We start from the raw sequence: 13,405 nt of genomic DNA on the forward strand, positions 1-13,405 counted from the left end.
CGCGCCGGCCACCAGCCCGGCAAGCTGGCCCGCTTCATGGACAGGAGAATGGAGCGCATCCAGCTCCGCTACGAGCGCATGCTCAAAAGCGCGCTGGACACCTGGCAGGTGTGGGTGGCGATGGGCGGCCTGATCTTGTGCGGCCTGATCTATCTGTTCATGACCTCGATGTCGGAACTGGCGCCTCAAGAGGATCAGGGCATCGTGCTGGCGCATGTCCAGGGCCCGCCCAACGCCACCATCCAGCAGATGCAGACTTATGCCGACCAGGTGTATGAAATCGCCAGAAAGCGGCCTGAGTACGCGCAGATGTTCCAGATGACCGGCACCCCGACCGTCAACCAGAGCATAGGCGGCATGCTGCTGAAACCCTGGGGCGAACGCAAGCTGAGCGCAACCAAGCTGCAACAGGAAATGCAGAAGGAGTGGTCGGCCGTGGCGGGCGCTCGGGTCGCCGCGTTCCAGCTCCCTTCCCTCCCCGGTGCCCAGGGGTTGCCGATGCAATTCGTGATCCGCACCGCCGAGCCGGTGGACAAGCTGAACGGCGTGGCGCAGGCCGTGCTGGCCAAGGCGCAAGCGAGCGGGCGGTTTTTCTTCGTCGACTCGGACCTCAAGGTGGACCGGCCGCAATCCACGCTGGTCATAGACCGCGACAAAGTCGCCATGCTGGGCATGACCCAGAGCGATGTCGGCCAGGCGCTGGGCGCGGCGTTGGGCGGCGCCTACGTCAATTACTTCTCCATCGACGGCCGCTCCTACAAGGTGATTCCGCAAATGAAGCAAAGCGACCGGCTGAATCCATCCCAGATTCTGGATTACAAGCTGCGCACACCGGGCGGCGGCATCGTTCCGGCCTCCTCTGTCGCCCATCTGCAGCAGGAAGTGGCGCCCGCGGCCATTTACCGCTTCCAGCAACAGAACTCGGCCACTCTGTCAGGAGTGCCTTTGATCGGCCTTTCCCAGGGCGAGGCGCTGGACTTCATGCGCAAGACGCTGGCTGAAGTGGCGCCCAGCGGCTACTCGGTGGACTACTCCGGACCATCCCGCCAGTACATGCAGGAAACCGGCGGCTTTGTCATCGTGCTGCTTCTGGCCGCATTCATCGTCTACCTGGTGCTGGCCGCGCAATTCGAAAGCTTCCGCGACCCGATGGTCATCCTCGTGTCGGTGCCGATGGCCTTGTTCGGCGCGATGGTCTTCATCAACATCGGCCTCGCCACGCTCAACATCTACACCCAGGTGGGACTGGTCACGCTGATGGGGTTGATCAGCAAGCACGGCATTCTGATCGTGCAATACGCGAACGAGCTGCAGCGCGCGGGGCGGAACAAACGGGAAGCATTGGAAGAAGCGGCAGGCATCCGGCTGCGCCCCATCCTGATGACAACGGCCGCGATGGCGCTGGGCGTGCTGCCTCTGGTGCTGGCCTCCGGTGCCGGCGCGGCGGGGCGCAACGCGATGGGCATCGTCATCTTCGCCGGCCTGTCCATCGGCACCTTGTTCACATTGTTCGTGGTGCCGGCGACCTACCTGCTGCTAGGCGCCGACCGTCAAGGCGCAAAGAAGGACTCGGCCCAAGCGGCCCTGGCATCGTAAACGGCATGAAAAACAGCTGGGCCGGCAAAGCCAGCCCAGCATCGAGGGAGACCTGACGACAATGACGGACACCGCCTGCCGCAGGAATGAGTCGCGTAAGCTACACCGCCATGTTGCGGCCGGAGAACAGCGGCTGCAAACGCGGGTCGAAACGCCAAACCCGGAGCCACACATAATTCTCGTTCTCCAGCGTCTGCCAATAGAGCTGAGCCGCTTCCACGCCGTCGATTTCCAGAATCAGCGGCAACAGGCTGGTACGCACATGGCGGCTGTCGATACCCCGCAGGTAGCTACGAACGGCGAAAATGGCCGACGGCCCCTCTACCCTGCTGCGGATATACAGATTATGCGCGGCGAGCATGCCCACCTCGTTGCCGGAATCGCGGACGCGCCGGGCCAGTTCGTCCGCGGCCGCCAGGTCACCCTTCACCGCCAGCAGCAGGCCGAGATTGCTTTGCAGCACCGGATGGTCCTGGCCGTGCTGGTTCAACTGCCGCGTTGCCAATGCGATGGCCTCTTCCAGATCGTGCTGGCAGTAGGAGATCCACACCTTGAGGATGCTGGCGGCGATGCGCGACGGATCTCGTCCCAGGCAACAGTCCAACTCATGCTGAGCCTGCTCCAGCTTGCCGCACAGAAACAGATGCCAAGCATAGTGGTAATAGATATCGATGGAATCCGGCGCCAACAACCTTGCCTGCCGGAACAGCGTCTCCGCGATGACCGACTCGCCGCGCAAGCTGCTGACTCTCGCCAACAGGCTGAGCGCCTGGGGATGATCGACCTTGAGTTCAACCGCCTTGCTGACCAGCTGCCAAGCCTGCTCGAGCGCCTGCTCCTGATCGAACAGACCCAGCTGGGCCATGGACAGGTAACACTCGGCCAGACAGCAATATGGTTGAATTTCACGCGGACTGGCGCTGACCTGTTGGCAAAACAGGGCCAATGCTCTTTTCAGGCTGGCCGGCGTATATTGCTGAAGATCATTCCGGCCGTTCAAATAGGCGATCGCGGCCTCCATCGACCGAAACTCGGCCACCTCGCCCGGCGTGCCCTGCAGCGCCGGAACGCATTGCACCGCCAATCGTCCCAAGTGGACGCGGAGATCGGCTGCAAACAGGCCTTGCGGCAACTGTATATTGTCATGCAACAACACCCGGTGCCCTTCGGTCCGCACCAGCTCCAGGTTCAAACGACAGGCTTCCTCATGCCGATGGATCTGGCCGGCGAGATAGTAATCGGGGGCCAGTCGATCAACCATGGACATAATCTTGTCCATATCCTGGCAGTCGCGGGTCAGGCTTGCGGGCAGGACCGAAAGATGGGACGGCGCATAGCCCGAAAGATGCTGCACCAGCTCGGCATGAAGGACCTGGGCCTCCAGCGGCGCATCTGAATGGAATGGCAAAATCGCGAGGGTGTAGCGCCTAGTCTGCTGAGGCGGCGCGGATACGAAAGCCACATGCCGGCAGAATCGGTAGCCCTTGCCGTAGACGGTTTCGATGTAGCGGTTGGTTTTGTTCTCGCAAAGAATACGCCGCAAAGCGTAGATGCAGCGGCATAAGGATTCCTGCCCGACATCCTCATCCAGCCAGACTTTCTCCAGCAGCTCGTTCTTGCTTATCAGCGCGCCCGAGGCCTGCAGCAACGCAGTCAGAACCGCCAGCTCCTTCGGCGGGATATCCACCTGCCGATTACGATGCAGCAACACCCCGTCCGCTTGCAATACAAAGTCGCCAAAAATAAATTGCTGACTCGCAAGGTGGTCTTGCTTTTGATACATATTCTTTCAACCCTCTTTACGAATGCAATTCTATTGCGGAGACATCATCGGCGCCGCAGTCTTGCGCAACTTAATTCAAACGCTTGATCTATTTTTGGCGCAATGCGAATCCAGCCATCGCCATTCAAGCGACAATCCCCTCTCAAAAGAAAATCGAGGAATAAAGGGAAAGCGATGCCGCCGCCAGCCCTGAAATTAAAGGCTGGCGGCTAAGCCAGGCTATTTGACGGCATGAAAAGAGCGCTTCATCTGATCCAGCTCAAATGCCAAGGCCATTCCAGCCGAATAGGCATATATATATAGAACTGGCACGCACAATATAAAGTCGCTTAATTACTAATGGCAAGAGTTTTTTGATGCATTATCCAAAATGCCAAATATCGATGTCATTTTTTCGAAATAATAGCCATCGTCGAAACAACAACCTCAAAAAAACAACCTGTCATTTAGGTCAGTATCGGCTTGTCAACCAAGACTCAGCATGATAGGCAAACTCTCGCCAAAATAGCTTCACTTCCGATTCAACGTCTGCGATGGCGCTTCATTGAATTGCCGCTTGTACGCATTCAGTAGGGTGGATCGATTCGGCACGCCCCACTTGTTGCCCACTTCCCTTACCTTCTGCCCTACCTTTGAATCATCGCTTTGCAGCTCCCGCCGTATTCTGACCATCCGTTCCTGCCGAATGATTTCAGATGGCGTGGAGCCCAGATTGCTGCGGAAAGTATTTTGCAGAGCGCGAACCGTGACGCCTATTTCCACGGCGATCTCGCGTATGGAAAGATCGCTGCGCTCCAAATTGTCCAGAAGGTATTGGTAAGCGCGCCGATATTTAGCCGGCAGCCTCGCCGTAATGTCGTTGCTGACCCCCTGGGCATGGTTCTTGGGACTGCTTTGCGCCACCACGCCCGCCCCCTCCCGAATGCAATGCGCCGCGGCCATCGCATACTTGCTGTACAACTGGCGCGCGCGATCGGTATAGCCTTGGGCCTGATTGACCTTGGACAGACAGTACAAGGTTTCCAGTTGGCGATGGCCGCTTCCGGCGCGCGCGTCGGCGTTCAACGGCCGCAACACCATTTCCGCCAACTGCGGGTAATCGCCAACCAGGCTGGCCAGCGCGATTTCCTGTCGCAGGGAGTTCTGGTACGCCTTAAGACTATTCGAATCAGCCCAGTCCAGATGCGCCAGCAAGCAGTCCCGCTCCTCTTTGTTGCCTTTGGCCAAGCGATTCAATGACTCCTTGAAGTCCAACCGCGCCCTCAGCACCGGCAACTCGATGTCGTTGCTTCCGCGCGGGCACTGCGGAACGCCCGCCGGCGCATCACGCAAGGCCATGAAATCATTCAGCCTCCCGGAATGCCAGTAGATGTGGTCGGATAGCTGAGGGGCATGGCGCAGCATACGCTGCACCGCCAAATCCGCGTACATCGCCCGGATCAGGCCTCGCCAGTTCGAGCGCTCTTCATCGGAGGCCGGCAGTTCCTCCGCCTTGGCGGCGATATCGTTCAGCATGTCCTCGGCATCGTTCAGATGCCCCATTTCGAACAAGATGCTCATGATGCCGAACATCCCCTCAACCTTGCGACGAGGATCGATGTCGGGTTCGTTGACCAAGCGAGTGAAACACCCGATAGCCGTGCTGAAACGGCGACGAAACAATTGCTGCCATCCCATATTGCGGGAGGAAAGCGCCCGCATCTCCTCTTTTGAGGCTCGCATCCCCCGACAGGCTTGCCGGTACGACTCTTCGGCATCGCACTCCAAGCCCATTGCCAATTGCAGGTCCGCGTGCAATTGCAGCCAGTGCGAGGCATCCTGTCCTCCCTCGCCATCCTGGACGTGGCGCACCAAGTCCATAGAGGCCGAAAGAAATCTGGCATTGCGTAATTTGGCCCACATGCCTTCTGGCAAGGATGGGGAGGACAGCGCGGAAACAAGGGGGAAATAGAAGTCGTAGAACATGCTGGTCTTCCATATTGAGGCGTCGTTGCACACATCGACTGCCAATCAGATTGCAAACGAAATAAAAGTACTAACTATTCCATTTCGTATTAGTCTAACCACTCAACCCAATGCCACATCACGCAGCCCGCAGGACAGGCTGCGCGCAACCAGATTCACGCCCAGGATGAGCGCGGCAATTCATGGAAACGATGAACAACACCCAATCCAGCCAAGCTGTCATTCACGCTTAGCGGGAATATATGAACAAATCAGCAATGGGTCTTGATGAGAAATTGATCAATTATCCAACTGCGAAATAATTGCATGATTGTTTGCAAAAAAACGGTAAACAAACTGACTATGTAAATGCGCCGATTTGTATTGAATGGAAATCTGAGCGCGAATATGGCCTGAAACCCCTTGCCGGCCCCGCCAATTCTCATTTTTCGCAAATGCAACTCGCACAATCTGCGCGCAATATGACAATAAGAATTCAGCTTTGCCGCTGTGGCGCCTTGGTGACAACAGCCTCCAGCCGCAAGAGCGTCTGCCGCCTCGGATGAAAAACGGCGGCGATGAAAAGTAAGCGCTATGCTGATCCGCTACCCGCTGCGCATGCCTATCGCCAATAAAGGCAAAAACGCCAAGATCATGTAACAAACCACGAACAATCACATCAAGGACTATTTAAGGAAAGCTGGTAGCATCTCCTCCTTAGTCATTGGGGAGTAGCCATTTCCGGCCGATCCGGAAAGTCCGCGTCAACAAGCTTGAGATCGCATGTCTCATGGCGCAGGCAGTTTGCCTTCATGCTGTTTTCAGCAAGGCAAGCCAGGCAAGACCTTTGGCCGCGATGCGTTTGCCAGCCGGGCAAGCCGTGTCGCGCGCCATCGGTTTTCGCTTGCCCGGCTGGATGGTTTTCATGTCTGCCACGCTTGCTCTGTTTTTCCTGTCCGCCGGCGCGATCTATGCCGCCTGCGAGTATTTCGTCAATGGCGTCGAATGGCTGGGCCGCCGCTTGAATCTGGGCGCCACGGCCATCGGCTCGGTGCTTGCGGCGTTTGGAACCGCGCTGCCGGAATGCGCGGTGACGCTGATGGCGGTGGCATTCGGCAGCACGCCTGAGCAAAAAAGCCTTGGCGTCGGCGCGGCGATGGGCGGACCGTTGGTTCTGGCCACCCTAGCCTATGCCGTTGTCGGGCTAGCCCTGCTCTTGAACCGAAAACGATTAGGTCGCTCTTCCGGACAAACGCAGGCCGACCATGCCGGGCTCAGCCGGGATCAGGCCGTTTTCTTTGCCGTATTCGCGCTGAAGGTTGGATTGGGTTTGTTTGCTTTTGCCATCAAGCCCTGGCTTGGCTTGGCGTTCTTGGCCGCTTACGTTGCCTATGTCTGGCGTGAAATACGAGATGCGGAAACCGCGACGGACGAGGAAGACCTGGAGCCGTTGAAAATCCGCCCTTCCGCCGGCGAAACCTCGCTGGCCTGGCCCTGTCTTCAGACTCTGCTGGCTTTAAGCGTCATTGGCCTGGCTTCCCATACCTTTGTCGGCCAGCTTGAAGCCATTGGACTGGCCATGGGCTGGTCCCCGCATCTGACCGCCTTGTTGCTCAGCCCGGTCGCGACTGAGCTGCCGGAAATCATGAACGCGCTGATCTGGGTGCGCCAAGGGAAGGAACGGCTGGCGCTGGCCAATATTTCCGGCGCGATGATGATCCAAGCCACCATTCCCAGCGCGCTGGGTCTGATGTTCACGCCCTGGCTGTTTGATGGTCCCTTGCTTGTCGCGGGCGCGATCACGGCGCTGGCTGTCGCTTTTCTGTGGTTGAATTTTCGGCGCGGCGCGGTGGACGGCCGCGCGCTGGTGATGGTTGGCGGCCTTTATGGAGTTTTCGCGTGGACGATTGCCGCCTGTTTCTAGCCATGGTCTAGGACGCTCCGCGCTTTCAATCAACGGCGCCGTGCCTCAAGGACACGGCGCTAGCTGAGAAACGTCTTGCCTGGACTCAGGTATGGCCGCGGCTCAGGCTGGCGTCCAGACGGCCTCGCTCCAACGCCAGCTCGATCAGCGCCGTGATCAGGTCGCGATACGACATGCCCGCGGCCTGCCAGAGCTTGGGGTACATGCTGATGTTGGTGAAGCCCGGCAGCGTGTTCAGCTCATTGATCACGACCTCACCCTCTGGCGTCAGGAATACGTCCACTCGCGCCATGCCGCCGCACTCCAGCGCCTGAAAAGCCTGGATGGCGATGGCGCGGATGCGCTGGCAGGCGTCGTCGGAAATATCGGCCGGCACCACCACGCGAGCGCCGCTTTCATTCAGATACTTGGTGTTGTAGGCATAGAATTCATCGTTGAGCACGATCTCGCCGCAACCGCTGGCGCGGGGATGCTCGTTGCCCAACACCGCGCATTCGATTTCCCTGCCGATTACCGCCTGCTCTATCAGAACCTTATGGTCGTAGCGCAGCGCTTCATCCAGCGCGGCTTGCAAAGCCTCGGCGCGCTTCACCTTGCTCACGCCCACGGACGAACCCTGGTTGGCAGGCTTGACGAACAGCGGCAAGCCCAATTGCTCGATGATGGCCGCAAGGTCGGCCTGCGCAGCCTTGGCGCGAGTCAATGTGACATAGGGCGCCACTTGCAGACCCGCGTCCCGCAGCAGCCGCTTGGCCACATCTTTGTCCATGCAGACGGCCGATCCCAGCACGCCGGCGCCGACGAAAGGGATATTGGCCATCCGGAGCAGGCCTTGCAAACAACCATCCTCCCCCAACGAGCCGTGGACGATGGGAAAAGCCACGTCGATCTTCGCCAGCGGCGATGCGTCGGCAGCCGCGCGCAATTGACCTGATTGCTCGCCCGGCACCACGGCCAGGCTTTCACCTGACTCCCGCAGCGCGATGCGTGCGGGGTCGTCCGCATTCAACAGGTAATTGGACGAATGGTTGACATGCCAACGCCCCTGCTTGTCCACGCCGATCAACGACACGTCGAAACGATCGCCATCTATCGCGTCCAAGATGTTCCTGGCCGACTGCAAAGACACTTCGTGCTCGGAGGACTGCCCGCCGAAAATCAAGCCTACCCGGATTTTGCCCATGGCCGTCTTCAATGTGAAAACAAGAAGGCAGCATGATAATGTATTTTCGATGCCGCCTGGCTGCCCGCGATCACTCCTCGACCGGCTCTTCGTCGGCGTCCTCGCCGCTCTCCAGCCGCAACTGGGCCGATAGCTGCTTGTTGTTGCGTATGCCCAGCTTGCGCAGCTTCTCCGCGCTGGTCATCAGATTGCCGCGTCCGCTGGACAACTGTTTCATCGCGTCGGAGAAAGTGTCGCGGCTGGTATCCAGCTGCTTGCCCAACTTCTCCATATTGGCGACGAAGCCGGCGAACTTGTCGTACATCGCCCCGCCCTGCCGCGCGATCTCCTGCGCGTTCTGGTTCTGGTACTCATAGCGCCAGATGCTGGCGACGGTGCGCAGCGTGGCCAGTAGCGTGCTCGGGCCGACGATCATGATGCGGCGCTCGAAAGCCTCGTTGAACAGGCTCATGTCGTGCTGCACCGCCAGCAGATAGGCCGGCTCCACCGGGATGAACATGAACACGAAATCCAGCGTGTTCAGCTTGTACAAATCCTGATAGCGCTTTTCGGACAGCGAACGGATATGGGCGCGGATGGCGGCGATGTGGCCCTTCAGCTCGGCCTCGCGCGCGGCGTCGTCTTCCGCCGCCGTGTAGCGGACATAGGCGTTCAGCGACACCTTGGAATCCACCACCAGCTGCTTGCCTTCCGGCAGGTCTATCACCACGTCCGGCTGATAGCGCTTGCCGCCGTCGTCGGTTTCCAGCGTGTCGGACACCTGCACCCGGTACTCGCGGTCTTTGGTGAGGCCGGAGGTTTCCAGCACCTTCTCCAGCACCATTTCGCCCCAGGTGCCCTGCGCCTTGCTGCTGGCGCCGGTCAGGGCGTTGGTCAGCGCCACGGCGTCGTCGCCCAGGCGGGTGTTCAGCTCCTGCAAGCGCTTGAGCTCGGTCTCCAGCGTCAGCCGCTCCTTGCTGTCCTTGTCGTAGGTGTCCTGCACCAGCTTGCCGAAATTCTGGATGCGCTCGTGCAGCGGATTCAGCAGCGTGCCCAGGTTCTGCTGGTTCTGCTCGGTGAAACGCTTGGATTTTTCCTCCAGGATGTCGCCGGCCAGCGCCTTGAACTGGTCCGACAGCGTCTGGCGCGCCTCCATCAGCAGAGCCAGTTTTTCCTGGCTCTGGCGGCGCTCGTTGTCCAGTTGCGTGGCCAGTTCCTGCTCGCGCGCGCTCAAGCGCACGATGTCCTCGCCCTGCTTCTGGCTGCGCTGCTGCAAGGCGTCCAGCAGACGTCCCTGCTCCTCGCTGGCCGCCAGTTGCGCCGACAGGCGGCGCAGCTCCAGCTGCAGCCCGTCCACCTGCTGGCCGCGCTCCTGCAGCTGCTTTTCCAGCTCCGGCACGCGCTGGGCGCGGGCGACATAAGCGCCCAGCTGGGTCTGGCTGTCGGCCAATTGCTGGCTTTGCGCCTGCAAGGCCCTGTTCGCCTCCTGCTCCCGGCCTCTCGCCTCTTCCAGCTGCGGCCGCAACGCATCCAGCTGCGCCTGCAATCCCGCAGCCTGCTGCCGCAGCGCTTCAAGATCCCTGACGCTCCGTCCCCGCGCGGCCCAAGCCGCGGCGCCGCCGCCCAGCAGACCCAGCAACAGGCCGATCACCAACATTTCCATCGAAACACCCCATGCGCGCAAGCCGCGCTACTTGCCTATCTGATTGATTACAAAAGCCGCCCGCTGTTCCAGCGAACCGCGCGGCACTTCCGCCAGCCGGTATCCCAGGCGGGTGTAAACCCGCTCCATCGCCTCGCAGGTGCGCTCGGCCTCTTCCTGACTCTGCCGACGCTCGTTGTCTTGCGCGAAAATCTCCGGCCAGGGCCGCAGCAAGCAAATCGTGTCATAGCGAAACACGCCGGCCGCCTTTTCCAGGTGGGCGGGAACCGGCAATCCCGACAACTCGAGATAGCCGATGACATCCGGAATGCCGCGATCCAGAAACACCGGCCCCGCCTCGCGCTCTGCCATGTGGAAATTGCGCATGTCCCAGCACAGCATCAGCTCTGCGAACGCCCGCGGGTCGATCCAGGGCAGCGCGTTCCCGCCTATCCGCTGCTGGTCCTGGATGATGGCCCGGCCGGCTTCATCCAGCGCCGGATAGCCCATGGCCTGCAGCGTCGCCAGCAAAGATGTCTTGCCGGCGCCGGGGCCGCCGGTCAACACCAGTAATTTAGCCGGCGCGATTCCGTCCTTGCCGCTCACGCGGCCGCCCAATGCTGCAGATACACTTGCAGCTCCTTGCGCCCCTGCCACTCATTGGCGATCAGCTGGTACACCGCCTGGATGCGGTCCGGCAGCCAGTCGGCGTGGTTGAACAGCATCGCGTCGAATTCGCAGCCTTCGCGCGCCAGGCGCAGCTTCAGGTGCTTGTCGCCCACCAGCTTCTGGTTGACCACCATGAACTGGTCGTGGAAATACGGCACCGGGAAGCCCTGCCCCCACACTTCGGCGGCCAGCGTCTCGGCCAGCTGCAGATTGACGTCCCGCGCCGGCAGGCTGCCGTCGGTTTCTATCATCCGGGTCAGCTGCTTCTCATCCATCAGCTCGCGCGCCACCGCCTCGAACGCCTGCTGGAACTCGGCGAAGCGGCTTTCATCCAGGCTCAGGCCGGCCGCCATCGCATGGCCGCCAAACTTGAGGATCAGCCCTGGATGGCGCTTGTAGACCAGATCCAGCGCATCGCGCAGATGGAAACCGGAAATCGAACGGCCGGAGCCCTTGATTTCGCCCTCGTCGCCGGGGGCGAACACGATGACGGGGCGGTGGAAGCGCTCCTTCAGCCGGGAAGCCACAATCCCCACCACGCCCTGATGCCAGTCGTCGCGGTACAGGGTCAGCGTGTAGCGGTTGCCGGCATCGATGCCGGACAGCGCCGCCAGCGCCTCGTCCTGCATGCCGGCCTCGATGCCGCGCCGCTCGCGGTTGAGTTTGTCCAGCTCCTGCGCCAGCCGCATCGCCTGCTCTTCATTGCTGGCCAACAGGCAGGCGATGCCCAGGCTCATGTCGTCCAGACGGCCGGCGGCATTCAGCCGCGGCCCCAGCGTGAAGCCCAGATCGAAAGTATTGGCTTTGTAGTGGGCGCGTCCGGCGACGCGGAACAAGGCCGCGATGCCCGGTGCCATCCGCCCGGCCCGCATCCGTTTCAGGCCGTTCTCCACCAGGGTGCGGTTGTTGCGGTCCAGCCGCACCACATCGGCCACCGTGCCCAGCGCCACCAGGTCCAGCAGCACGCCCAGATTGGGCTGGGTCTGCTCGTCGAACACCCCGCGCCGCCGCATTTCCACCCGCAAGGCCATCAGCACGTAGAACATCACGCCGACGCCAGCCAGATTCTTGGACGGAAATTCGCAGCCGGGCTGGTTGGGATTGACGATCAAGGCGTCGGGCAAGCTGTCGCCCGGCAGATGGTGGTCGGTCACCAGCACTTCGATGCCGCGCGCCTTGGCGGCCTCCACCCCGGCCACGCTGGCGATGCCGTTGTCGACGGTGACGATGATGTCAGGCCGTTTCTGCGCCGCCAGTTCGACGATCTCCGGCGTCAGGCCGTAACCGTACTCGAAGCGGTTGGGCACGATGAAGCCTATGGTGGCGCCCAGCATCGACAAGCCCTTCACCGCCACCGCGCAGGCGGTGGCGCCGTCGGCGTCATAGTCGGCCACCACCAGCAGGCGCTGCTTGGCGGCGATGGCGTCGGCCAGCCGAGAGGCCATCGCCTCGGCATTCTTCAGGTTTTGATACGGCAGCAGGCCTTTCAGGCCGTAATCCAGTTCCTCGCTGTCGGCGATGCCGCGGGCGGCGTACAGCCGCGCCTGCAGCGGGGTCAGCCCTTGGCCAAGCAGCTTGTGCTGCAGCTCGGCGGGCACTTCTCGAGTGACGATTTGCGACATATATTCTTCTAGTACAGCGCCGCCAGCGGCAGCGCGCGTTTCCAGAACTTCCACAGGTCGGACGGTTTGAGCGTCAGCTCGAAGCCGGCCGGGCCGGTGGCGATCAGCGTCAGTTGTTCCAGCTGGCCTCGGCGCAGCGCGGACAGCATCGGCGCGAACCAGTCGCCCTCCAGCCTCTCCAGCGTTTCGCGCCAGCCCCAGGCGTCGCGGTACTGCGCGGGGGCCTGCAGCGCGTCCAGCGCCAGCAGGCAATCTCCGCCCAGTTCCAGGCCGTCGAAGGCGAACGGCGCGGCGTCGACGGCCATGCCGGAGCGCTCCGCCAGCAGCCGCAGCGCCTCGTCGTCGGCCAGCAGCCTGGGCGCCGGAGCGCGCCATGCGCCGGGTTCGCCCTCGCCCCACAGCCACACGCTGTTGACAGCCAGCTCGCCGCGCATTTCGCGCTCGTCATTGATGGGCTGGGTATACAGCAGCATCTGCAGCTCGTTCAGCATCCGGCTCCAGGCCAGGCCGTCGTCGCCTTGCGGCAGATGGCGGTTGATGTCCTCGCCCACCACGTCCCACAGCGGCGTGAAGCGCGCGCGCAGCGGCTTGTCGGATCGCAACAGCCAGCGGCCCGGCGTCGCCGGGTGGAAACTCAGGCCGTCTTCGCCGAAATGGCGATTCAAGGCATCTGCCAGCTTGGCGGCCTCGTCCTGGCTCACCTGCATCACGCCCACATCGGCCAGCAGCGCCCGGTCGCGGTCCACCCTCAGATGCACCGGATCGGCGAACAGCCAGTCGCCACTTTCGGCGTCCAGGCCGGCTTCGGCGGCGGCTATCCGCGCCAAACCGGCGGGCGCCGCGCCCCACAGCCGGCCCAGGCATTCGGCGTGGCTCTGCTCGCGCCGCTGCAGCGCGCCCTTGCCCAGCAATTGTTGCAACGCCGGCACACTCAGCCCCTTGCCTACCTCCGCGCCGTCATGGGCGTCCAGCCAGCATAGGCCGGGTAACAACAGGGTTAATTTCATATTCTTGCCAGATGGGTTGGGAATGGCGGCCATTTTGGCCGCTGGTCATTTGGCTC

At 61.4% G+C, this 13,405-nt stretch carries 9 protein-coding genes and 1 riboswitch; of the genes, 2 read left to right on the top strand and 7 right to left on the bottom strand.

What is annotated here, in order from left to right; all coding sequences use genetic code 11:
* A partial coding sequence (locus ACY3GB_RS02765) for an efflux RND transporter permease subunit (protein WP_463087386.1) occupies positions 1-1,596 on the top strand: 1,596 nt, incomplete at its 5' end.
* A gap of 100 nt (positions 1,597-1,696) precedes the next feature.
* Here the strand turns inward: ACY3GB_RS02765 and ACY3GB_RS02770 are convergent.
* Both ACY3GB_RS02770 and ACY3GB_RS02775 read right to left on the bottom strand, forming a co-directional pair.
* On the bottom strand, positions 1,697-3,379 hold the full coding sequence (locus tag ACY3GB_RS02770) for a HilA/EilA family virulence transcriptional regulator (RefSeq protein WP_463087384.1): 1,683 nt from the start codon (positions 3,377-3,379) through the stop codon (positions 1,697-1,699).
* Between the two features lie 510 nt (positions 3,380-3,889).
* Positions 3,890-5,344 (bottom strand): helix-turn-helix transcriptional regulator, encoded by a 1,455-nt coding sequence (locus ACY3GB_RS02775; protein ID WP_463087387.1) that lies wholly within the window; start codon positions 5,342-5,344, stop codon positions 3,890-3,892.
* Between the two features lie 693 nt (positions 5,345-6,037).
* Positions 6,038-6,203: riboswitch (yybP-ykoY riboswitch) on the top strand.
* Between ACY3GB_RS02775 and ACY3GB_RS02780 the strand changes: the two genes are divergently transcribed.
* Positions 6,180-7,247, top strand: a complete 1,068-nt coding sequence (locus ACY3GB_RS02780; RefSeq protein WP_463090908.1) for a sodium:calcium antiporter — start codon at positions 6,180-6,182, stop codon at positions 7,245-7,247. Its footprint overlaps the riboswitch before it by 24 nt.
* Positions 7,248-7,332: 85 nt before the next feature.
* Here the strand turns inward: ACY3GB_RS02780 and ddlA are convergent, their stop codons facing one another.
* From ddlA to ACY3GB_RS02805, 5 genes are all read right to left on the bottom strand, one after another.
* A complete protein-coding gene (ddlA, locus tag ACY3GB_RS02785; RefSeq protein ID WP_463087388.1) occupies positions 7,333-8,430 on the bottom strand; it encodes a D-alanine--D-alanine ligase in 1,098 nt (365 codons plus the stop codon).
* A 70-nt stretch (positions 8,431-8,500) separates the two neighbouring features.
* Entirely contained in the window at positions 8,501-10,072 is a 1,572-nt protein-coding gene (locus tag ACY3GB_RS02790) for a DNA recombination protein RmuC (protein ID WP_463087389.1), read from the bottom strand.
* Positions 10,073-10,099: 27 nt separating this feature from the next.
* The gene (locus ACY3GB_RS02795; RefSeq protein WP_463087390.1) at positions 10,100-10,657 is read right to left on the bottom strand and encodes an AAA family ATPase; all 558 of its coding nucleotides are present in this window, start codon (positions 10,655-10,657) and stop codon (positions 10,100-10,102) included.
* Positions 10,654-12,342, bottom strand: coding sequence for a single-stranded-DNA-specific exonuclease RecJ (recJ, locus tag ACY3GB_RS02800; protein ID WP_463087391.1), 1,689 nt, complete (start codon positions 12,340-12,342; stop codon positions 10,654-10,656). The genes ACY3GB_RS02795 and recJ overlap by 4 nt, the downstream gene beginning before the upstream one ends.
* Before the next feature lie 8 nt (positions 12,343-12,350).
* Positions 12,351-13,349, bottom strand: a complete 999-nt coding sequence (locus ACY3GB_RS02805; RefSeq protein ID WP_463087392.1) for a hypothetical protein — start codon at positions 13,347-13,349, stop codon at positions 12,351-12,353.
* Positions 13,350-13,405 lie beyond the last annotated feature (56 nt).

Source organism: Chromobacterium sp. Ag138 (genome assembly GCF_055181315.1).

Excerpts from the sequence above, each read along its gene's own strand:
- ACY3GB_RS02770 (WP_463087384.1), bottom strand. The coding sequence starts at position 3,379 with ATGTATCAAAAGCAAGACCACCTTGCGAGTCAGCAATTTATTTTTGGC.
- ACY3GB_RS02775 (WP_463087387.1), bottom strand. The coding sequence starts at position 5,344 with ATGTTCTACGACTTCTATTTCCCCCTTGTTTCCGCGCTGTCCTCCCCA.
- ACY3GB_RS02780 (WP_463090908.1), top strand. The coding sequence starts at position 6,180 with ATGCGTTTGCCAGCCGGGCAAGCCGTGTCGCGCGCCATCGGTTTTCGC.
- ddlA (WP_463087388.1), bottom strand. The coding sequence starts at position 8,430 with ATGGGCAAAATCCGGGTAGGCTTGATTTTCGGCGGGCAGTCCTCCGAG.
- ACY3GB_RS02790 (WP_463087389.1), bottom strand. The coding sequence starts at position 10,072 with ATGGAAATGTTGGTGATCGGCCTGTTGCTGGGTCTGCTGGGCGGCGGC.
- recJ (WP_463087391.1), bottom strand. The coding sequence starts at position 12,342 with ATGTCGCAAATCGTCACTCGAGAAGTGCCCGCCGAGCTGCAGCACAAG.
- ACY3GB_RS02805 (WP_463087392.1), bottom strand. The coding sequence starts at position 13,349 with ATGAAATTAACCCTGTTGTTACCCGGCCTATGCTGGCTGGACGCCCAT.